This is a genomic window from Leptospira langatensis, assembly GCF_004770615.1.
GTDB lineage: Bacteria > Spirochaetota > Leptospiria > Leptospirales > Leptospiraceae > Leptospira_B > Leptospira_B langatensis.
The window spans coordinates 55,048-74,310 of sequence record NZ_RQER01000005.1 but is presented as its reverse complement, the minus strand read 5'-3'; the positions used below and the strand labels follow the sequence as shown (position 1 = coordinate 74,310).

At 44.1% G+C, this 19,263-nt stretch carries 22 protein-coding genes; 9 read left to right on the top strand and 13 right to left on the bottom strand.

Features of this window, described 5'->3' with window-relative positions; genetic code table 11:
* Positions 1 to 57 precede the first annotated feature (57 nt).
* The 6 genes from EHO57_RS08270 (at position 58) to EHO57_RS08245 (ending at position 4,328) form a co-directional block, all read left to right on the top strand.
* On the top strand, positions 58 to 966 hold the full coding sequence (locus tag EHO57_RS08270) for a phosphate ABC transporter substrate-binding protein (RefSeq protein WP_135646587.1): 909 nt from the start codon (positions 58 to 60) through the stop codon (positions 964 to 966).
* Between the two features lie 65 nt (positions 967 to 1,031).
* Positions 1,032 to 1,352, top strand: a complete 321-nt coding sequence (locus EHO57_RS08265) for a hypothetical protein (RefSeq protein ID WP_135646586.1) — start codon at positions 1,032 to 1,034, stop codon at positions 1,350 to 1,352.
* Positions 1,353 to 1,612: 260 nt separating this feature from the next.
* Positions 1,613 to 2,722 carry a KamA family radical SAM protein gene (locus EHO57_RS08260; protein ID WP_135646728.1) on the top strand — a complete coding sequence of 370 codons (1,110 nt, stop codon included), beginning with the start codon at positions 1,613 to 1,615 and terminating at the stop codon, positions 2,720 to 2,722.
* Positions 2,706 to 3,245 (top strand): hypothetical protein, encoded by a 540-nt coding sequence (locus tag EHO57_RS08255; protein ID WP_135646585.1) that lies wholly within the window; start codon positions 2,706 to 2,708, stop codon positions 3,243 to 3,245. The genes EHO57_RS08260 and EHO57_RS08255 overlap by 17 nt, the downstream gene beginning before the upstream one ends.
* Before the next feature lie 77 nt (positions 3,246 to 3,322).
* Positions 3,323 to 3,529 (top strand): hypothetical protein, encoded by a 207-nt coding sequence (locus tag EHO57_RS08250; protein WP_135587370.1) that lies wholly within the window; start codon positions 3,323 to 3,325, stop codon positions 3,527 to 3,529.
* Between the two features lie 43 nt (positions 3,530 to 3,572).
* The gene (locus tag EHO57_RS08245; RefSeq protein ID WP_135646584.1) at positions 3,573 to 4,328 is read left to right on the top strand and encodes a hypothetical protein; all 756 of its coding nucleotides are present in this window, start codon (positions 3,573 to 3,575) and stop codon (positions 4,326 to 4,328) included.
* Between the two features lie 202 nt (positions 4,329 to 4,530).
* Here the strand turns inward: EHO57_RS08245 and EHO57_RS08240 are convergent, their stop codons facing one another.
* Both EHO57_RS08240 and EHO57_RS08235 read right to left on the bottom strand, forming a co-directional pair.
* On the bottom strand, positions 4,531 to 5,274 hold the full coding sequence (locus EHO57_RS08240; protein WP_135646583.1) for an SGNH/GDSL hydrolase family protein: 744 nt from the start codon (positions 5,272 to 5,274) through the stop codon (positions 4,531 to 4,533).
* A 9-nt stretch (positions 5,275 to 5,283) separates the two neighbouring features.
* Entirely contained in the window at positions 5,284 to 6,867 is a 1,584-nt protein-coding gene (locus EHO57_RS08235) for a phytoene desaturase family protein (RefSeq protein ID WP_135646582.1), read from the bottom strand.
* Between the two features lie 84 nt (positions 6,868 to 6,951).
* Here EHO57_RS08235 and EHO57_RS08230 point away from each other — a divergent pair, with 84 nt between their 5' ends.
* Positions 6,952 to 7,572 carry a TetR/AcrR family transcriptional regulator gene (locus tag EHO57_RS08230; protein WP_135646581.1) on the top strand — a complete coding sequence of 207 codons (621 nt, stop codon included), beginning with the start codon at positions 6,952 to 6,954 and terminating at the stop codon, positions 7,570 to 7,572.
* A gap of 70 nt (positions 7,573 to 7,642) precedes the next feature.
* On the opposite strand, the gene EHO57_RS08225 is transcribed toward EHO57_RS08230, so the two are convergent.
* From EHO57_RS08225 to EHO57_RS08195, 7 genes are all read right to left on the bottom strand, one after another.
* Entirely contained in the window at positions 7,643 to 8,674 is a 1,032-nt protein-coding gene (locus tag EHO57_RS08225; protein ID WP_135646580.1) for an SAM-dependent methyltransferase, read from the bottom strand.
* A 30-nt stretch (positions 8,675 to 8,704) separates the two neighbouring features.
* Entirely contained in the window at positions 8,705 to 9,496 is a 792-nt protein-coding gene (locus tag EHO57_RS08220) for a DUF1295 domain-containing protein (RefSeq protein ID WP_135646579.1), read from the bottom strand.
* 18 nt (positions 9,497 to 9,514) lie between these two features.
* Positions 9,515 to 10,003 carry a DUF2062 domain-containing protein gene (locus EHO57_RS08215; RefSeq protein WP_246050611.1) on the bottom strand — a complete coding sequence of 163 codons (489 nt, stop codon included), beginning with the start codon at positions 10,001 to 10,003 and terminating at the stop codon, positions 9,515 to 9,517.
* Positions 10,000 to 11,298, bottom strand: coding sequence for an SAM-dependent methyltransferase (locus EHO57_RS08210; RefSeq protein ID WP_135646726.1), 1,299 nt, complete (start codon positions 11,296 to 11,298; stop codon positions 10,000 to 10,002). The genes EHO57_RS08215 and EHO57_RS08210 overlap by 4 nt, the downstream gene beginning before the upstream one ends.
* Positions 11,285 to 12,067 carry a DUF1365 domain-containing protein gene (locus EHO57_RS08205; protein WP_135646578.1) on the bottom strand — a complete coding sequence of 261 codons (783 nt, stop codon included), beginning with the start codon at positions 12,065 to 12,067 and terminating at the stop codon, positions 11,285 to 11,287. The genes EHO57_RS08210 and EHO57_RS08205 overlap by 14 nt, the downstream gene beginning before the upstream one ends.
* Positions 12,058 to 13,377, bottom strand: a complete 1,320-nt coding sequence (locus EHO57_RS08200) for an NAD(P)/FAD-dependent oxidoreductase (RefSeq protein WP_135646577.1) — start codon at positions 13,375 to 13,377, stop codon at positions 12,058 to 12,060. The genes EHO57_RS08205 and EHO57_RS08200 overlap by 10 nt, the downstream gene beginning before the upstream one ends.
* Positions 13,378 to 13,592: 215 nt before the next feature.
* The gene (locus EHO57_RS08195) at positions 13,593 to 14,048 is read right to left on the bottom strand and encodes a YqaA family protein (RefSeq protein WP_135646576.1); all 456 of its coding nucleotides are present in this window, start codon (positions 14,046 to 14,048) and stop codon (positions 13,593 to 13,595) included.
* A gap of 125 nt (positions 14,049 to 14,173) precedes the next feature.
* Here EHO57_RS08195 and EHO57_RS08190 point away from each other — a divergent pair, with 125 nt between their 5' ends.
* Positions 14,174 to 14,998 carry a hypothetical protein gene (locus EHO57_RS08190; protein WP_135646575.1) on the top strand — a complete coding sequence of 275 codons (825 nt, stop codon included), beginning with the start codon at positions 14,174 to 14,176 and terminating at the stop codon, positions 14,996 to 14,998.
* 445 nt (positions 14,999 to 15,443) lie between these two features.
* Positions 15,444 to 16,145 carry a hypothetical protein gene (locus EHO57_RS08185; protein WP_135646574.1) on the top strand — a complete coding sequence of 234 codons (702 nt, stop codon included), beginning with the start codon at positions 15,444 to 15,446 and terminating at the stop codon, positions 16,143 to 16,145.
* A gap of 41 nt (positions 16,146 to 16,186) precedes the next feature.
* Here EHO57_RS08185 and pyrF read toward each other — a convergent pair whose 3' ends face one another.
* The 4 genes from pyrF to speD form a co-directional block, all read right to left on the bottom strand.
* On the bottom strand, positions 16,187 to 16,999 hold the full coding sequence (pyrF, locus tag EHO57_RS08180; RefSeq protein ID WP_135646573.1) for an orotidine-5'-phosphate decarboxylase: 813 nt from the start codon (positions 16,997 to 16,999) through the stop codon (positions 16,187 to 16,189).
* Position 17,000: 1 nt separating this feature from the next.
* Entirely contained in the window at positions 17,001 to 17,843 is an 843-nt protein-coding gene (gene speE, locus EHO57_RS08175) for a polyamine aminopropyltransferase (protein WP_135646572.1), read from the bottom strand.
* A 9-nt stretch (positions 17,844 to 17,852) separates the two neighbouring features.
* The gene (locus EHO57_RS08170; protein ID WP_135646571.1) at positions 17,853 to 18,719 is read right to left on the bottom strand and encodes an S-adenosylmethionine decarboxylase; all 867 of its coding nucleotides are present in this window, start codon (positions 18,717 to 18,719) and stop codon (positions 17,853 to 17,855) included.
* 117 nt (positions 18,720 to 18,836) lie between these two features.
* The gene (gene speD / locus EHO57_RS08165; RefSeq protein WP_008596834.1) at positions 18,837 to 19,223 is read right to left on the bottom strand and encodes an adenosylmethionine decarboxylase; all 387 of its coding nucleotides are present in this window, start codon (positions 19,221 to 19,223) and stop codon (positions 18,837 to 18,839) included.
* Between the last annotated feature and the right edge of the window lie 40 nt (positions 19,224 to 19,263).

Below are 19,263 nucleotides of genomic sequence, written 5' to 3'. Positions count from 1 at the left end.
GGGGTTTGTAAAAGAGATTCCCCGATTGGAAAAGATTTCCGGAGAACCCATTTGCCGATGAAACAAAAATTAATGCCTATTCTTATCCTAGCATTAGGATTGAGCGGTGCCAATTGTAAGAAAGAAACCATTTTGATCACTGGATCCGAGACCATGCACACTTTATTGAACGTGGTTGCCTCTGGATACTCCAAGAAAGAGCCAAACATTAAGGTAGAAGTCCTGGGAGGAGGATCTTTCGAAGGTATCGAAAAGCTATTCGAAGGAAAGACGGATATAGCTGCCTCTTCTCGGCCTCTTACCCCCGAAGAACAAGTACGCCTGGAAAGAAAAGGCAAATTCGAGAGTATTCTGATCGGATACGATGGAATTGCGATCGTAGTCCATCCAGAGAACCCACTGAACAAACTTACCTTAGATCAAGTCTCCAAGATCTTCTCCGGCGAGATCAATGATTGGTCCAAGTTGGGTGGTAAACCGGGACCGATCCATGTTCTGCTTCGAAACGATAAGAGCGGTACTGCCGCTTACTTTGAGACCCATATCCTAAGACAAAGAGATCTAGGAGAGAAGGCGTACGAAGCCGCCAAGAAAAAGGAATATGTTTCTAACGCAAAAGTAGTTACGGATAACGATGTGATGGCCGACGAGATCCAAAAAGATCCGGCTGCGATCGGATTCATGGGAATGGGAAGCGCCCAGATCCAGAACAAGGGAAAAGTGAAAGCAGTCCCGTATGCTCGAACCGCCAAGGACCCTTTCGTAGAACCTAGTATCCAGAATGTTTCCAATAGAGAGTACAGGTTAGCGAGAGGACTCTATCTCTTTTATCTTTCCGATCGAGGAAAGAAAATAGACGAGTTTGTGACTTTTATCACTTCTGAAGAAGGCCAAGCGATGGTCCTCAAAAGCGGTTACTTAAGAAGTACGTTAAGCACGGTAGAAGTGGACGCGTCCAAGCAGTAAAATCCGCTTTTTGCCCGAAAAAGGGTTGCGAAAGACTTTTTCTTTCGTCAAATAAACTGTAAGATATGAAACGGCTCGGGCTTTTGTCTTTGGTTCTATTCTTGGTAGTTGCCTTGTTCAGCGAGGTGGTTGCTAGAGATTTCAGAACGGCTAAGACGATCGGTCTACCAAAGAAAGCAAAGGTCCAGTCGTTCCGAGAATCCGAGGGTCAAGCCCTTCCCTCCTTATTTACCTCTTCCTCGGACGATGCAGGTACTAGCCTTGCCGACGAACTCTTTCATTCTATCCTAGGCTTAGGAAGTCGCTATCTTCCGAACTGCTCCGATCGCATTCTTTCTTTTCACACTTTAGAATATCGTTATCTTTTTCTTCCCCCTCCGGCCTAGTGGCTTTCATTCTGTAAGTCCTCGGGGGGATTTTCCCGGAGATACCGAACGGTTTCGGGCAAAAATTCCGTTCGGTAATATATAGAGCAGGGATTTGCTCATCCTTCTCCTAAGTCTCCAACTTTAAAAGATGAGCGTTCTCTCCTGAGGTTATAAAGATAGAATTCAGAGGGAAATCGTCTAGGTTTCCTTTTTTTTATCCGGATACTCGGTTGACTGGGAGAAGGATTTGTAAATCAATCAGAAAGAGGAGCATACCTCTGGAACTTACTTCTTCTCAAAGACAAGGTACGACTGTTCCCAAAGCGGATTGGTTGGACTGGAAATGGCAGATCCAAAATCGGATCAAGGATGAGCAAGAACTCTCCGAATACATCCGGATCAGTTCGGAAGAAAGAGAGGCCATCGCCAGTTGCTCCCAAGTCTTTAGCTTCTCTACCACTCCCTATTATTTGCAGTTGGCGGATGAGAAGGATCCGAATTGCCCGATCCGACTCCAGGTACTTCCCCGCAAGGAAGAACTCTCTGTGCGTACGTGGGACAGAGAAGATCCATTGGCAGAAGAATCCTATATGCCGGTCAAAGGAGTCACCCATCGTTATCCAGACAGGGCTCTCTGGTATCTCTCTCATGTATGTGCAGTATATTGTAGATTCTGCACTCGCAAGAGAAAGGTTTCTCAGTCTTCGGGCACTCCCGGTTTAGAAGACTGGCAAAAGGCATTGCAATATTTCAGAGAACATTCCGAGATCAAGGAAGTGATCCTATCCGGAGGAGATCCTCTCAATCTTTCGGACTCTAAATTGGATTTTCTATTGGGAGAATTGAAATCCGTTCCTCATATCAATCAGGTCCGCATCCATTCCCGCTACCCGGTGACCTTGCCTATGAGGATTACTCCGGAACTTTGTTCCGTTCTAAAGAAACATTTTCCAGTCTATCTAGTCACTCATTTCAATCATCCTAAGGAACTGACCCCTCTCGTGAAGGAAAGAATAGAGATGCTTTGCAAAGAAGGTGCCGTTACCGTTCTGAACCAATCCGTTCTCTTAAAAGGAGTGAATAATTCCGTAGAGACCTTAAAGGAACTCTTTTACGGACTTACCAAGATCGGGATCAAACCGTATTATCTCCACCAATGTGATGAGATCTTTGGCTCTTCTCATTTTAGGGTACCGATCGAAGAAGGTGTGGAACTCATGAAACAGATCCGAGGCAGTGTGAGCGGGCTCAGCGTACCGTTATACGTCGTGGACCTGACCGGAGGAGGAGGAAAGGTTCCTCTTCCCGCAAACTATCTGGAAGAAACCAAGGATTCTTCATATGTATTTAGGAATTATAAGGGAGACCTGTATGAAATCGGCTTTTAGTATTCTTTGCGTTTTAGTCTTTCTTTTCCAATGTAAGACCACTGACCAGAACCCGAATGCGGTGGTCGCAGAGAACCCTTCGGTCTTACGATTGAATTATGATGTAGTATATTATACTAGCGGGAACGCGGTCGTTTTGAATTCGGGAAGAATGTTCGCAAGAGGACTATTTTACGAATGTAAGATCTCGGATACCAAATCGAATTTCGATACCTTCCGAGTCACCTCTTACACTGAGGACAATTCCATAGATTTCAGACATTTGGTATCCGAAACCGAACAGGCCAAACTCAGCAACCGCCAATTCCAATACTTCCCCATGGGAGAAAATTCCAGGGCCACCGTATTTTCCGGCTGCTTCAAGAAATCCTCTGCCGAACACTGCTATGTCCGATGGGAATGGCAAAAGGAAGCCTTTATTTTCGTATTTGAAACCGAGGTCGAAAACAGAAAGGGACTCTCTAGTCTGGAACTCGGGAAAGAATTCCATGAATTCGTAAGCCGGGGAATAAAAGCTTTTTAAAGGGGTATTTTCTTGACCGAATTGTACCGAGAAAGTATTTTATCCGGCGGGGACGAGGGCTCAGGGAAAAAGCAATAATGTGGCTGAAATTGGGGGACACGGAAGTCATTAATTTGGACTATATATCCTCCATTAAAAAGAATCTGACGGCGAACTCTATTGAGATCACCTACCATGACTTCAACCACGTAAAATCGCTTCCATTCGGAGACCCGGAAGATAGAGATCGGGCTTACAAAGCTATTTTGGAAAATCTTTCCAGAATGCGTTTGTTCTTTGAATAATCTTACTTCCAATTCTCCCTTCGCGCGGTCGAACAATCGAGATATGGAACGAATTAAAGAAAATCTCTCAAGCGTCTCTTCCCTAAAGCCGTTCGAACTCATCTTTTTTGGTTCAAGACAAAGGGGAGAAGGTGACGAATCTTCCGACTTCAATTTCCTAGTGTTGGCTGATCCTTCCGACCAGCTCAAAGGGAATTTTATCCGCGAGATCAATCGTGCCATGGAGCCATTGCAATCCCAAGGCCAGGTCAATCTTCTGGCGGCGGACTGGGACGGGTTCCGAACTCGAATGAAGAGTTATGATCCGGGAGCCATCCATATCTGCGAATTAGGAGAGCCTTATTTCGGCTCCGAATATTTCCCGATCATCAAAGAAGAATGGGACAAACTTAAGTCCGAACAGATCGACTCAGTGAGTGCGGGAAAGTATTTAAGAAAACGTTATAGATTCTACAAGGGCATAGTCCCAAGAAACACCAAGGAAGACGTGGTCCGCATGGAAAGACTCCTCGCGGTTTATTTGCAGAATTGGATGTTCCGTCATATAGAGGATCTGGGCGTTGCAGAGATCGTAAACTCGGACATCCCTTCTCGCATAGGAACCATGTTCAAGAGCCTTTATGCTAAAGAGGCAAAAGGAAATACTCTCGAACTTCTGGATCTCTACGAAGAAGTCCTAAAATTGAAGAAGGAACTCAGATCTCCGGATTCTCATTTCTCCGTGGAGAGATTCAATCAGTTGAAAGAAACTTTGCGATTCGAAGAAAAGGAAATTCGGATCCTTAAGTTGAATTACTGAGAAAGGGTCCCGCCCAATCGAACGACCCATAGGAAGCGAGATTCCCAATGGGTGACTGAACAAAGTGAAGTCAAATTTCAAATCAAATGCTAGCAGGGTAGCCCCACCCTTTCTTGGGTGGGGGGTGTGGCCCGTGGGTTCGCGTTCCCGCTATATCAGAAAATCCAAATATTGCATAGTAGAAATTTTGCCGAACTGTTCCCTAAAAAAATCGCTTGTTATACACAGTTAAAATAGAATCCGCGATCTCTTCTCCCCAAATAGAACATCCTTTTATCGAAGGATGAAACCCATCCGAACAAAAGATCCCTTCAGCAGAAATGGAGCTGAGCTTTCTCATAGGAATATGAAATACATTCTCTAGTCTCGCTGAAAGATAAGAAGAAGCCTGGTCCAAAAGTCGCGCCTTCCATCCTAGAACAAATCGCATGGTCGAAGGCAAAGACGGAAAAATTCCTAGCGGCGGTACACCTGCGATAAAGATAGGAGTATCCGAATACTTGCTTTTGCAAATATCGATCAGATCTTGCAGCTCAGAAGACCATCTTTTCTGAGTATTCAATTTCACAACGTCATTCGCACCCAAAGCAATTACGATCGCGTCTGGAGAAGATTCGGGCAAACGAGATCCAAACTTCTCCTTTGCCTCTTTCAAAGTGATCCCACTTTCTCCAATCGCTTTCCAAAGAATTTTTCGACCACTCTTACTTCCGAGAACGGAAGCGATCTGACCGGTCAAAGAACTCTTATAATCCGGAATTCCTACCCCTGCAACGGTAGATTCTCCTAAGACCAAGAGTGAAAACGGATCTGCACCAGGTAATTCCCCGAAATCAGGACCGGAAGCATCCGGAAGACGAGGAATTGTTTTGCGAGCCTTCAGCCCTTGCCATAGAAGCACAGGAGATAAAAGAAGGCTCGTAGTATAGAAAGAAATCTCTTTCATTAAGATTTCTTAATTCCTCAACTCTCTCAGCAAATCCGCGTTCCCGGTCACAGCCAGGGCCGCCGCCAAGCCACCCATCATCGCGCCAGCAATTCCAGGAGAGGCGGCATCCGCACCGGTGAGATACAAACCTTCAACTGGAGTTCTGACATCGAACCAAGGACATTTTTCCTTCTTATATCTTTCAGGAACACAGGCCAGGCCGTAGATCGCTCCGTCCGGATGGGAAGTAAAATGTTCATTCGTAATCGGAGTAGAAAGTTCGGAGAATTCTACCATCTTGGAAAGACCTGGGAATCTCTGCTCCAAAGTGGAAAGGATACGATTGACGATCTTCTCCTTTAGATTTTTATAATCTTCTCCCCTCTTCTTCCAAGGTTCGTCCTTCCATTCCGCAAAATTAGAATAATCCGTAAAGGTGATCACGTCCATGGTATGGGACTTGGCCTCCGGATTTTTTAGGCTCGGAAAGGAAAGATAGAGATTCGGGATCTCTCCAGTATCGGAAAACCAATCGTTCCTTTCGGAAAAATTCTTATCGTGATCGCTGGAAGAGAAGATCCAATAATTCTCTCCTTTAAAACCAAGCTTTGCCGGACTCTCGGAAAGACCGAGATAGAGGCAGATACTTGTAGTCATTCTTTCTCTATTATAAAAATCTTTTAGATCCTTTCTGAAAGCGATGGGATAGGTATCCGGGATCAATTTAGTATACGTAGGATAAGCTCCCGCACAAGAGATCACGATCGGCGCGAAGAAGTCTCTTTCATGACCTTCTCCTCTCAGTGCCTTTGCCTTGACTCCGGCAACTTTTCCGTCCTGGATCAATATCTCCTTCACTTCTACGGAAGAAAGCACTGCCCCGCCCTTTTCTTGTAGGATAGGCTCTATCGTATCGAAGATCTTACCGGCGCCTCCTATCGGATAATAACCACCGTTAATATAGTGCTGAACCAATGTAGCATGCATCGCAAAAGCAACTTTAGAAGGAGGAAGACCGTAATCTCCCCACTGTGCAGCGAGAATTCCCTTCAGTTCATCGCTCTTGAAATTCTTATCGAAGTAATCCTTGAGAGTTACCACGTTCCCTTCTCCCAAAAGTCCGGTCAGCGAATCTAAAGGCGGAGGAGAAAGCCTCATCATGATCGCCTTTCCGAAAAGCGCGGAGGTCCGTTTGATATCCTTGAGATATTTCTCTATGGCTTCCTCTTCCTCCGGGAATTGGCTGATCAGATCCGATTTGAATTTTTCCGGATCGCCGTAGATATCAAAGTTTCTAGAAGGAAAGACCAAGCGTTCAAATGGTTCAGGCAATCTTTTCCAAGCGAGTTGTCCTCGGGTAATCTTATCCGAGATCCTTCTGCAAAGACCTCCCTCATGCATATCGCCTACGTAATGAATGCCCACATCCCAATGATACTTGCCCTGCTTTCTCTGGAATTCATGAGTGAATCCTCCGGGCTGGAAATGCTTTTCTAAGACTAGGACTTTCTTGCCGGCATGTTGGACCAAAAGGCTGGCGGTGCAAAGACTCCCCATCCCTGAACCGATGAAGATGATATCATATTGGTCGTCTATCTGATCTATATTCATTGACAAAACCTCGAGACTTTTTTAATGTGAACACTGAACACATTGAATAAGTTAATCAATGCCGTAGATGTAATAACTGTCAACATGAAAAATCCACCGGAAAAAAATTCCTACCACCACGGAGACCTAAAAAGGGCCTTAATAGACGCATCCATTAGGATCTTAAAGGAAGAAGGATACAAGGCGCTCAGCCTCAGAAAAGCCGCAACCCTAGCGGGAGTTAGCCAATCCGCCCCCTATCGACATTATCCGGATCTGGAATCCTTATATGCGGATATCGCAGAAGAGGGGTTTAGATTACTTGCAGAAAGACAAAAGAAACTAAGAGTAAAATACAAGAAGAGACCCCTACTTCTATTTCGGGAATCCGGAGTTTCCTATGTGGAATTCGCATTAGAGAACCCCGATTTATTCCGCATCATGTACGGAAACCAGATCGAAAGCCATTTAAAATACGATTCTCTAATCAAAACCGAGGACGAAACATTTCAGATCATCGTTGAGATAATCAAAGATTGCCAAAAAACAAAGTTGATCCCGGAAGGAAATGCGGAAAAAGTAGCCACCTCTGCTTGGACAATGGCTCATGGAGTCGCGGTATTATTATCAGGCCAGCAGATGATGTTCCGAGGTATCGAGATAACGCAGGCAAGAAAGATCACTAAGGACCTGATCCAGTTCTTATACACCGGATTGAAAGCCTAGTTTGCGGATCGAATCGCAGGAATACACAACCCATTCTAGTTTTCTCGAGAATAGATAACCTCTATTTATACTACCTTTTACGAAAGAGATAATGGGAGACGATCCATTCTTCTCCTTTATTATATTTCCATAATTCTGCGCAGGCCATAAAGAAGACTTTCCAGTACACGAACCATTTGATCGCTTGATCTTTTCCATATGTATCCGCAAGGATCCTCATTACCTCATCCTTGTTCTTATATTGATTTGCAAGCCAGGCTTCCGAGGTAAGCGCATAATTCTTGCCGTTCACTACCCATTGGTCTTGGATCAAGAAATCTTTTTGAAAGTATAGAAGAAGATCATGAGAAGGCATCTGCCCTCCCGTAAAGAAATACTTGGCCATCCAATCCGTATCATCCACCACCTCAAACGGATAGGCATACTTTTTATGCGTAAATATATGAACGAAGAATAAGCCCTTCGGTTTTAGGAAACCCGATAGTCTTTCAAAAAGAAGCTCGTAGTTCTTCATATGCTCGAGCATTTCTACGGAAAGGATCCGATCAAACTTAAGGCTTGTTTTGAATACGTTCATATCCATGGTCAAAATATTCAGGTTTTTTAAACCTCTTTTCTTTGCCTCTGAATCTATGAATGCTTTTTGGCTCTTTGAATTGGAAACTCCCGTGACCTTGCATTTCGGATAATTCTCTGCGATATACAAGGATAGAGAGCCCCAGCCGCAGCCTAGATCCAAAACGCTCATCCCATTTTCTAATTTGGCGCGATCACAGCTCAGTTGCAGCATGGCCCTTTCGGATTCATCAAAACTGACATCGGGAGAAGTCCAGAGCCCGCAACTGTACTTCATATGCTTTCCCATTACTAAACGAAAGAAGGCCGCAGGGACTTCGTAATGTTGCTCGTTCGCAGCGGAAGTATGGACCGCGATCGGAGATTTCTTGAGAGAATTCACATACGCGATCAAATGCTCTTGGTTCGCCTCTAAGTTCCCCTTCTCCTCTTCTTTCAATCGTAAGCGAAGAAGTTGACGTATCCTAAATCGGATTAGCCAGTCCGGAAATAGATCTTTTTCCATTAAGGAATAAATAAGTCTCATAGATCAGTCCTTTCCATATTTCTAATGGACTTATTTCTTAGGGAACCAAGGGAAGAAAGAGCTGGTCTTGGACTTATATTCTTCATATAGTCTTCCTTTGGATCTCAATTGACCAACTTCGTTCAATGGAACTCCGGTGATCTTGGTAAGAAGAATGTACATAATGAAAGGAGAAATTAATCCGATCCATCCCCAAGGTGACGCCAGAGAGACGAGTCCGAAGGAGATCCAAATTATCCATTCAAAGAAATAATTAGGATGTCTACTATACTTCCAGAGTCCTTCATCGCAGACCTTGCCTTGGTTTGTCGGATCTGCCTTGAACTCGGCTAATTGAAAATCTGCAACCGATTCCCCGAGTAGCCCCAATGTAAACAATATCAGTCCGACGATCTCTAAAGGCTCAGTCACAACGGAAGGGTTAAGGGCAGGGAATAAAAACGGAAGGCTCAAGAGAACTCCTAGGACCCCTTGGAACTGAAATACATTCGTGAAGAATTTTATATCTACCTTATCCCCGTAATCCTTACGGAAGGCGGCGTATCTTGCATCCTCATGTCCGCTTAAGACACGGGTCGTAAATATAAAATAAGAAAGTCTCCAACCCCAAACCGTTGCCATGAAGGCAAAGATGGCCTTTCTAACAGAGTAAGCGTCTCCAAGAAGAAAGTAAACGATGGCTATCGTGGAGATACAAAGTCCCCAACCAACGTCTACGATCGCGTAATTGTGGATGATCTTTCCGATCAACCAAAGAAGACTCATTAGAAAAAAAACGACTACCCAGGCTGTGAACATCAAAGATAGGGCTTTTTCGTACATAGAACTCTCCGGTCCGATTTATTTTCGAATGATGCCGTTCACTTTTCTGATTAGGAGAAGGAACAAAAAATATGATAAAAACGCGGCCAAAGGCACGGTGCTTGTCCAACCTAAGACCGCATAACCTGCCGAACGAGAAAGGCCATCGATCACTTGGGAGGTATCTCCTTCTGCCAATCGATATGCCCAACCAAGATCGATCTCTTTTCCGAGAAGATAGGATCCCAATCTTAAGAAAGGAATGATTAGAAAAACTTGAAATGGATATGCAGCGTAATTTGCGATCTGAATGGACACAGGATTCAGTCTTAAAAGAAAACCTAGTACCGCACATAATGCCATGGTAGTCCCGATAACCGGAAAGACCCCAATGGCAGCACCCAGAGCCAAGGAAAGTGCGATCTTTTCCGGACTGGTGCCTGTCTTCAATTCTTCTAGAATACGATCCTTTGCTTTTGCAAGGAAGGAAGGCTTGGTTTCTTTCTTTTGAGTTTCTGAGTCGATCACAGAGGATTCAGCCCGCGATTATTTGGTCGAGTATACACGACCTGTACTACGCTGATATTACGCATATAAAACGCAGCCGCGCAATATGAAAAGTAATATCTCCATTTTCTGATAAACGATTCGCTATAACCCATATCTCTGATAGAGAAAAGATTCTCTTCGAATCCTTTCTGCCAGCTCATCAGGGTCTTATCGTAATTACGACCTATATCCTCTAACTCGAATAGGAACATATCACTCGTCCGATTCACTGCCTGATTGATACGTGCGATCGAAGGAAGAAGCGATCCCGGAAAAATATGCTTCTGAATAAAGTCTATACCTTTTCTAAAGGAATCATATCTAGGATCCGGACAAGTAATGATCTGGTGTGCCATCAACCCGTCCTTTTTCAACACACGGTTGCACATAGAGAAAAAATCCTCGAAGTATTCGTGGCCTACCGCTTCCAACATCTCCACGGTAACGATCTTATCGTAAGAACCTTCGACCTTTCTATAGTCTTTCAGTCTCACTTCGATCCGATCTTCTAAGCCCATGCTTTTGATCTTTTCTACAGCAAATTTATACTGCTCTTCAGAAATCGTATAGGAAGTAACCTTGCATCCGTATTTAGATGCGGCGTATGTGGAGAAGGCGCCCCAACCCGTTCCTATCTCCAAGAGATGATCCGACGACTTTAGCCTTAACTTCTTGCATAGGTTCTCTATCTTTGCAATCTGAGCCTCTTCTAGGCTACGATCCATTTCCTGAAAATAAGCACAGGAATACGTCATGCTAGGATCCAAGAACTTCTTATAGAACTCGTTTCCTAGGTCATAGTGTTCCACTATATTCTTCTTACTTCCTCTGAGAGAATTGCTCCTAAATAAATGAAGAAGACGATTTCCCAGATTCATGAAGGCAAGATGCAAAAAGCTTTTTTGAGACCCGCTAACAGAAGGCGCCTCTTCCACGTTCAAAAGAAACCAGCAAATGATAGCTCTAATATCATCCGTATCCCAGTCCCCGTCCATATACGATTCCGCGAGACCTATATCTCCGTAGAGAACCAATCTTTTAAAGAATCTTCTGTCTTTTACTTGAATGATAGCGTGGTGAAATTCGGAAGCCTCGGAAGAATTAGGATCCCCTAAATATCTTTGTTCTCCATCAGGAAATAAGATCCGAAGGGAGCCTCTTTGCATTCGTGATAAAGCTGCAAAGAATATCCTTTCATAAAAACGATATCCTCCAATTGCAGAACTAGTCGATCCTTGTAATGTTTCTACTTTTACTAGATTATCGCCTTCCAAGATGCAATCCTCTTTGTTGATCTTGCCCATCATCTTTTTTGATAAAGGGGATCTTTTTTAGGTAAAGAAGGAAAGCCTGCCAATGGATAAGTCCGATCACCCTCAAAGTCACGAAGGGATACTTAAAGAACATCCATAACAAATTCGGATCGGTTAGTTCTCGCGCCTTTCCGGTATACGTAGTCACCATCACCCTCTCTCCTTTTTCGAAGGCGTCGATGCGTAAATTGATCCTTTCTCCGGAAGGAGGATTTAAATAAAAATCAAACTCCGAATCCAAACTAACAAAGGGAGAAACGTAAAAGAACTTCTCTTCTCTCTTTCGAAATCCTTTTTGTTCCAGGGATTCTTTTCCCAGGAAGTACAATTTCATTTCTCCGAACGTATTGCCAACCTCTGCGAGAGCGCAGACCGGATCTCCATTCGGCCCTTCTGCAAAGTAGAAGGAGACGGGATTGAAGACGTAACCGAAGACTCTCAGGTTGGTGATTAGCGTAACCTTTTCTACCTTTTCTTTGACTCCCTGTCCCCGAATGTACTCTAAAAAATTTTCCTTGAGACCCTCTTTTCCAAAAGACAAATGGTCTGAATCATAAAAGGAGAAGGTCCGAAATTTATTCTTTCCAAACAAAAGCGAACGATCGTTCAGTACGTCCAACTCGTCCAGATCCAGTAGAAAGGTAAAGATCCCGTACCGAAAGCGATTTCGTTTCGGAACGCTTCTGTCATGCATTACCTTGGCTTCTATGATCTTGGAATTTAGTCCCATACCTTTTTACCAAGTAATTGCTCGGACAGATTTCTCGCGGACCAAAGCCCATCTTCATGAAATCCATATCTAAAATAGCTGCCGCAAAAATAGACGGGGCCCTTTGCGTTCAGCTCCGATAATCGCTCTTGCGCCTTTAAAGAACCCACGTGAAATAAAGGATGTTCGTATCGGATCCTACGAAGGACCTTTTTAGGATCGATCTTTCCGGGATCCCCGATCGATAGAAAATAATCCTTTTTCCTAGAAACATCCTGCAGGCTATTCATCCAATAGATCGTATGCGGATAGATCCTTCCTTCAATTTCGTCCATTCTATAATTCCAAGAGGACCAGGTGGACCTGGTCTTAGGCATAACAGAATCGTCCGTATGCAGAGTCGCGATATTCTCCTGGTACTTAAATTGAGAAAGGAGTTCCTTCTGTAAGGAATTCGGTTTCTTTAATATGGATAAGGAAGTATCCGCATGACAGGCAAGTATTACCTTATCAAAGGTTTCCGATCTTCCGCCTTTAAAGAGCAGTTTCGCCTTCCCTCCGGAAACAGTCTCTACTCCTTGGACAGCGGATCCGATCTTAAATCTCTTGTGGATCGGTTGAGTGAGCCTCTTAACATATTCTATGGATCCGCCATGCACCGTATACCATTGGTGTTGGGTGTTCAGCCCTAAAAATCCATGGTTCAAGAAGAAGCGGACCAAAGAATACGCCGGAAATTCCAGCATCAGATCTTCCGGAGTAGACCAAACTGCGGAGCTCATGGGCACTAAATAGTATGTCAATAGATCCGGATGAAAGCCTGCTTCGTCTACGTATCTCGATAAGGAATAGTCTTTGTACTTGGGGTCTTTTAGTATTTTAGGAGCTTCTTCATTGAATCTATTAATATTCAAGAGTAAGCGCAAATATCGAAGGTTAAATATATTTTTTCTCTGAGCGAATAGACCGTTCAAGCCCGAACCACAAAATTCGAGGTTATCCGGGACATGTTGCACACTGAAAGACATGCTCGTCTTCTTAGTAGGAACATCCAGTTCTTCGAAAAGTCGTTTCAGATTCGGATAAGTAACATGGTTGAATACAATGAATCCAGTATCGATAGGAAGGTTCTCCCCTTCTTCCTTTACAAACACCGTATTCGTGTGACCACCGATATAATCCCCTTTTTCGAAAATGGAAAGATCGAAATCATTCTGCAAGAAATGAGCGCAGCCCATTCCTGCAATGCCTGTGCCCACAATGGCCAACTTTTGTTTCTTGCGAGGAGTAATTTTCTTGGAAGTTTTCTTTTTAGTAAGAGTTCGTTTCAAAAAAGTATCCGACGTACTGGTCCCATTTAAAGCGGACCAGGAACTTTATTATAGACTAATAGGAAGCAAATCTGTTTGGAAAAAATTTTCTAAACAACCGAAGTTCGGTCATTAAATAGGCTTCGGAGGATTTCGTAAAAACTTTTTTACGAACCTGAAGATGGCTTATTCACCGAAAGAGAACTCTTCAAATTAAATTCTTGTATTCTGTAATATTACAAGCTGAGGCCGTATACCAAGGCAATGTATCTTAATATCCTTAAACTGAAAACGATCGATGCAAAGATCCAAAATTTTTGGCGAAAGAAACCGGAGAGAACCGTGATCGGATCTCCTACAAATGGCAAAAAGGAAAACAGAAGCACCCAATATCCCCAACGGCCCGTTCTTTCTGCCCAAGCGGAATACGTCTTAGATTCGGCGATCCTGGTCTCGATCGTTTTTCCAAACCAGTAACCAAGTCCATAGTTGAATGCACAGGCTCCACAATTTCCAATAGAGGCCCAAAGAATCGCTTCCGCAGCGGGAAGTCCGGACCAGATCGCTCCCATCAAGGCGGCTTCGGAACTAAAAGGCAAGATAGTAGCGGCAGCAAAGGAAACTAGAAGAAGGCTAAGCCCTCCGTAATTCAGGAATAGTTGGGTCAGAGAGGAAAAGAAGTCCAAAGAAATGTCCAGGCCTTATTGTAGAAGTACTATATTAAGGAAATGAATTACTCGTCAAGATAGAAGAAAGATGGAAATATAATAGCCTCGTATAGAATGGCAAAAACGAGGAAACGTTAGGCGACGAGCAATTGAGAATTCTAAAATACATATACAATTCAATTTTACTTTTTACTTTAACCGTTCTCTGCTTTGCGCCCTCTTCCCTTAGTGCTGATAATTTGATCGGAGATGGAACTCAAATATCTCCCTACACGATAAAACTCGGCATTGGGTTTGGCCAAGCAGAATACCAATATGGAAATTCGGGAAGATCCGATTCTTATCGCGGATCTTTTGAATACAATCCTAAAAACTGGGGCTTCGAACTTGGGATCAATCGGGCGAATTATTTTGTTCCTTCAGATAAAAACACAGAATTCTTTGCGGCATATATTCTATCTGCGGGAGCCGGAGCTCCAGAAGGTTTCGGCTACACTCTGTACACCGCCGCCAAAGTAGATCAAATCACATTCTCAAAGACTTTCTTGGATTTTGGACCTACATTTCACCTAAAACCTGGAGCCAAATTCGATCCATATATTGGGATCGGTGCGGGAATCGCCGATATCGGTTCGAAACAGTCCGTAATACGAGGATATGCAAAACTAGGCGTTCGCATCAATTTTCAACAGAGCTTTCTTTACTTGGAATTGGAAGGAGCATCCGTCAACCGTCACTACGGCGGGAACCAATACGTATATAGCGAAGGTTCCGGAGTTTTCGGGTTTGGATATTATTTTGGAGCCGCAGGATCTTCTCCTCCTGCAAGCATAGAAAGACAAAAAACGATTGAGGACCAATCGAAATCGCAGGAAGAGCAAGTCCCTTCGAAAGAAGATGCGAAATCGCAACCTACCGAAAATCAGACAGAGCCAACCTCTCCTGCTGAGCAGAAAGAAAATTCGAATCCGTAAAGATCTTAATGTTTCATCCTAGAGTCGCAGATTGAGGAGATCGCAAAGCATTTGATTTCATGATCTCCTCAATCTCGTCTTCCTGGTATAGGAAAAATTACAAGCGCAGAATAACGTTTCGCCAAGATCGTTTGCACAAAGTATAAGATCCGAGAATTTTCCCAAAATTTCCAAATGAGTAAATAATTTATAAATTATCGATCGATCGCTATTGCCTCGAACATAAGTTCTGTTTTAAAAACAAATCTCTTTTTCTAAATAGAACTTATGATTTTCCGATCATTCGAAACAAACCCTAAGCCGAGTCAGGTCTCCCTTAGTGCAAAGATCTCATTTAGTATGATATAAAATTATTATTAGCGGAACAAATAAAAATCGATCCATTATGGAACCGAGTAATATACAAAAAGATCCAAGACGTTTAACAAACATTAGGTGGTTGTTTATGAAAATGAAACGTTTGGTCTTAGGACTAGCGATCTGCTTTCCGGTTTTGCCGGCAGTCGCTCAAAATAAAAGTAGTGATATGCAGACAAAGCAAAACACTGCTTGGACCTTGAAGCTCGGGGCAGGAAGGGGCGAAGTGCGAGACGGTTCCTATAGTTACGGGACCTCGTCGGCATATAGAATGTCTGCGGAATATAATCCGCGATATTTCGGTTTGGAATTGGGGATCACTCAAGGAAATTACTCGATCAAGAAAGAGGAATCCCTGGATAAGTCCTCCGCCCTTGCCTACAGCAACGGAAATGGTGGCAATTACATCGCTTATCGAAATTTCGATCGAGGGATAGACAAAGGAGAGTTCTTTAGGTTAAACTACGTAGATATAGGACCCACTCTTCACTTTAGACCGGGAAAGACAATCGATCCGTATGCTTCTATAGGCATTGGAATAGCGGATCGCGGTTCCTACAGAGCCTATAGCCGCTTGGGTCTAAGAGTGAATATGGATAGAGCCTTCGTTTACTTCGAGGGAGAAGCTTCCAATATCAATCGTAACTATGTGGACAGACATTGGACCTACCATGATTACAATGGATGGGTCGGAGTCGGTATGTATCTAGGATCCATGGAGCCTTCTACAGATGCAGATCCTAGTACGGGCAGAAAACCGGTCCAATCGGAGCCGTTCGCGTTTCGCTAGGAGATTCGTTTAATAAAGTAGATGAAGAAGACTCTGTTCCTTTAAACGTTCAGAAGCTTCTTCATCTCTTCCGAAATGGAAGCGGCAGATTTTCGAGCGGCTTCTGCGAAATCAGGACCGGAAGAAGAGAATATAATACTGCGAGAAGAATTAACAAGCGCATTCTTGCCGCAAACCGCGACCACTTCTTCTAAAGAGGCTCCCTGGGCCCCGTAGCCAGGGATTAGCAGGATGCGGTCCGGATGTGTATTACGGATCTCTGATAATTGTTTCGGATGAGTAGCACCCACTACCAGGCCTACATTCCTTGCGGGGAACTTCTCACTTAAAGCGGCAACTTCTTGGTATAAGGTCCTTCCAGTTTCAGAGAATGTCTTCTTTTGCAATTCGGCAGAATCCGGATTAGATGTCAGACAAAGGAGGAACACCAGCTTGGACTCGTCTTCTATAAACGGTTTGATGGTATCCGAGCCCATATAAGGAGAAAGAGTCAAGGAATCCACTCCCAACTCCTGAAAGAAGAATTTCGCATACTGCTTTGCAGTATTGTCCAGATCCCCTCGTTTCGCATCGGCTACGATCGGGATCTCCGGATGATTCGTTTTGATATGAGAGACCAACTTCTCGAATTGTTCTATTCCCTTGGAACCGAATGCTTCATAAAAAGCGATATTCGGTTTGTATGCAACAGCATAATCCGCAGTCGCATCCACGATCTCTCGCGAGAATAAGAACAGTTTATCCGGGAATTTTTCTAAGGAGGCAGGAAGTTTGGATACGTCCGGATCTATTCCAACGCAGAGAAGGGAGTTTAGCTTTTCCCTTCTCTTTACGAATTTGGAATAGAAATCCATCTTATTTACGTACTATATATTCCTGCGCGAAAGGAGGAAGCGTAAAAGCAGCCTTATGCATTTCGGCAGAATAATACTTTAATCCTTTAGGAACCCGATTCGGATCCGGTTCCACTTTGTATGGATCCGGTCCCTTAGAGCAATAGGTGAATCCAATAATCCCGGAAGGATACGTAGGCACCACGGTGAAATAATAACCACAATGATCGAATACCTGAGGAATGAATTGGAATAATTCCTTTATCACTTTTCCATGATAATAGAAGCTCTCTCCCTGAGTGGTGCAGATCCCTCCCTTCTTCAAGGAAGCGGCCATGGTCTCATAGAAAGGTCTTTTGAATAGCACTTCGGCCGGGCCGACCGGATCGGAAGAATCCACACAGATCACATCGAAGTATTCTTTATAATCCTGAACGTATTTCGCTCCGTCTTCGTACGCATGTTTGACCCTCGGATCCTTCATTGCGTTTGCGATCTCAGGGAAGTATTCATAGCAAACATCCACGACTCCCTTATCGATCTCGCACAAATGCACTTCTTTCACAGAAGGATGCTTTAAGATCTCGCGGACTGTTCCTCCGTCTCCTCCACCGATCACTAGGACCTTTTCGGGATTCGGATGGCTCATCATGGGAACATGAGCTATCATTTCGTGATATGCAAACTCGTCGGCCTCAGTCATCATCACGACCCCGTCGAGAGTGAACATGCGGCCGAAACCTTGAGATTCGAATACGTCTATTTTTTGAAAAGGAGTCTTGCGTGTGTGCAAGAACTCCTTCACCTTAATCTTGAGGGCTCTCCCGTTCGGAAGTTCGAGTGCCTCGTCTAACCAAAGTTCCAATGGATCCCCTTAGAAGCGGTTTGTTACTGTGAGACGCATTGCTGCGCCTTTGAAGAATTTGCGAGTAAATTCAGCCGCCACTTTCGGATCGTATCCTTTGCAAGAAAAGATATCGATATAAGAAGTATTGGTATCATTCGCGAAGTGAGCGGAGATGCAAGAAGTCTCGATCAGCTGCACCATGGAGTAACCCGCAACTCTATCGTCTTCTCCGAAGTAGACCACTTGGGTCTCTCCGAATCTCTTCATTTCGATAAGTTCGCAAAGCTCGATCACATATTGTTTGATCGCATCTGCGTCTCGGATCAATGCAGCGTCACATTCTTCCAAGTCGATGGAAGTTAGAAGTCCCCAAGCTCCGTCTTTGAAAGGCTCATATACTTTCAGTTCAGGATCGGAATCGATCTTGGACTGGATATATGTAGGGAAGTTTCCTTGGAAGCGTTTACGAACGATCTCAGACTCTTCATTACGAGCCCATGCCAATTCCGGATTTTTCATAGCCGGGTGGAAGGTAACTTCTTGCCCTGCTTCGATGTCCTTTAGCGCTACTAGGGTAATATCCCCTTGGAAACCGCAGTTTGCATCGGAGCTTTGGCGGATATAATGCACTGTATCAACCCCATCATCGTGCAGAGGAGATACTAGATAGAAATCCCTGTGCACTCTGTGAGGAGTGGAAAGTCCAGAAAGACCAGTCAGCTCGTCCTTATGGACGGCCTTGCCTCCCCAAACTGCTACAACTTCTCCGGCAGGGATCCTTTCCTTAGTGTAAACGAAAGGCTCTCCCTTGTCGGTAGTATTAATATCAATGCTATTTCTTAGATAAGAAAAACGGTTAACGATCTTAAGTTTATCTTGGGTCCTAAGGCTCATGCTCTGGTACCTCTCCTCGTATTAATTTGAACGTATGAAATTACTGCCCACCCACCTGGAGAGGGGAATTCATCTTTATCAATTCGGGTTTTTCCGGCTCTGCCGGAGAGAAGGTCTCTATTTCCCAACTGGTTTGTGAGGTAGGTCTACGCCAAGTTTCAACAAACCGCGCTTCATTTCCACAACGGAGATGCTCTTCGAGCCGAAGCGTTCCTTGAGATATTCCAGAGCTGCCTGATTATCGATTAAGTCTCCGCAAGTGAAGACGTCGATAGCGCAATAACCGTATTCGGGCCAGGTATGTATGGCGAAATGGGATTCGCTCACGACCACTACACCGCTCACACCAAACGGACTAAATCTATGAAAAACAGATTTAACTGTGGTGGCACCGGAGAGGTCGACTGCCTTCAACATGATATCTTCTACCAATTCGTGATTGTTGATGGTCTCGTAATCACACTCATAAAACTCTGCAATTACGTGCTTTCCCAATGCGTTCATCTACTGCCTGACACCTCCGAACCGGTTTTGGTTTAGTAAC

What these genes read in the sequence shown, in the direction of transcription:
- EHO57_RS08270 (WP_135646587.1), top strand. Translation starts at nt 58, where the DNA reads ATGAAACAAAAATTAATGCCTATTCTTATCCTAGCATTAGGATTGAGC.
- EHO57_RS08265 (WP_135646586.1), top strand. Translation starts at nt 1,032, where the DNA reads ATGAAACGGCTCGGGCTTTTGTCTTTGGTTCTATTCTTGGTAGTTGCC.
- EHO57_RS08255 (WP_135646585.1), top strand. Translation starts at nt 2,706, where the DNA reads ATGAAATCGGCTTTTAGTATTCTTTGCGTTTTAGTCTTTCTTTTCCAA.
- EHO57_RS08250 (WP_135587370.1), top strand. Translation starts at nt 3,323, where the DNA reads ATGTGGCTGAAATTGGGGGACACGGAAGTCATTAATTTGGACTATATA.
- EHO57_RS08245 (WP_135646584.1), top strand. Translation starts at nt 3,573, where the DNA reads ATGGAACGAATTAAAGAAAATCTCTCAAGCGTCTCTTCCCTAAAGCCG.
- EHO57_RS08240 (WP_135646583.1), bottom strand. Translation starts at nt 5,274, where the DNA reads ATGAAAGAGATTTCTTTCTATACTACGAGCCTTCTTTTATCTCCTGTG.
- EHO57_RS08235 (WP_135646582.1), bottom strand. Translation starts at nt 6,867, where the DNA reads ATGAATATAGATCAGATAGACGACCAATATGATATCATCTTCATCGGT.
- EHO57_RS08230 (WP_135646581.1), top strand. Translation starts at nt 6,952, where the DNA reads ATGAAAAATCCACCGGAAAAAAATTCCTACCACCACGGAGACCTAAAA.
- EHO57_RS08225 (WP_135646580.1), bottom strand. Translation starts at nt 8,674, where the DNA reads ATGAGACTTATTTATTCCTTAATGGAAAAAGATCTATTTCCGGACTGG.
- EHO57_RS08220 (WP_135646579.1), bottom strand. Translation starts at nt 9,496, where the DNA reads ATGTACGAAAAAGCCCTATCTTTGATGTTCACAGCCTGGGTAGTCGTT.
- EHO57_RS08205 (WP_135646578.1), bottom strand. Translation starts at nt 12,067, where the DNA reads ATGGGACTAAATTCCAAGATCATAGAAGCCAAGGTAATGCATGACAGA.
- EHO57_RS08185 (WP_135646574.1), top strand. Translation starts at nt 15,444, where the DNA reads ATGAAAATGAAACGTTTGGTCTTAGGACTAGCGATCTGCTTTCCGGTT.
- pyrF (WP_135646573.1), bottom strand. Translation starts at nt 16,999, where the DNA reads ATGGATTTCTATTCCAAATTCGTAAAGAGAAGGGAAAAGCTAAACTCC.
- EHO57_RS08170 (WP_135646571.1), bottom strand. Translation starts at nt 18,719, where the DNA reads ATGAGCCTTAGGACCCAAGATAAACTTAAGATCGTTAACCGTTTTTCT.
- speD (WP_008596834.1), bottom strand. Translation starts at nt 19,223, where the DNA reads ATGAACGCATTGGGAAAGCACGTAATTGCAGAGTTTTATGAGTGTGAT.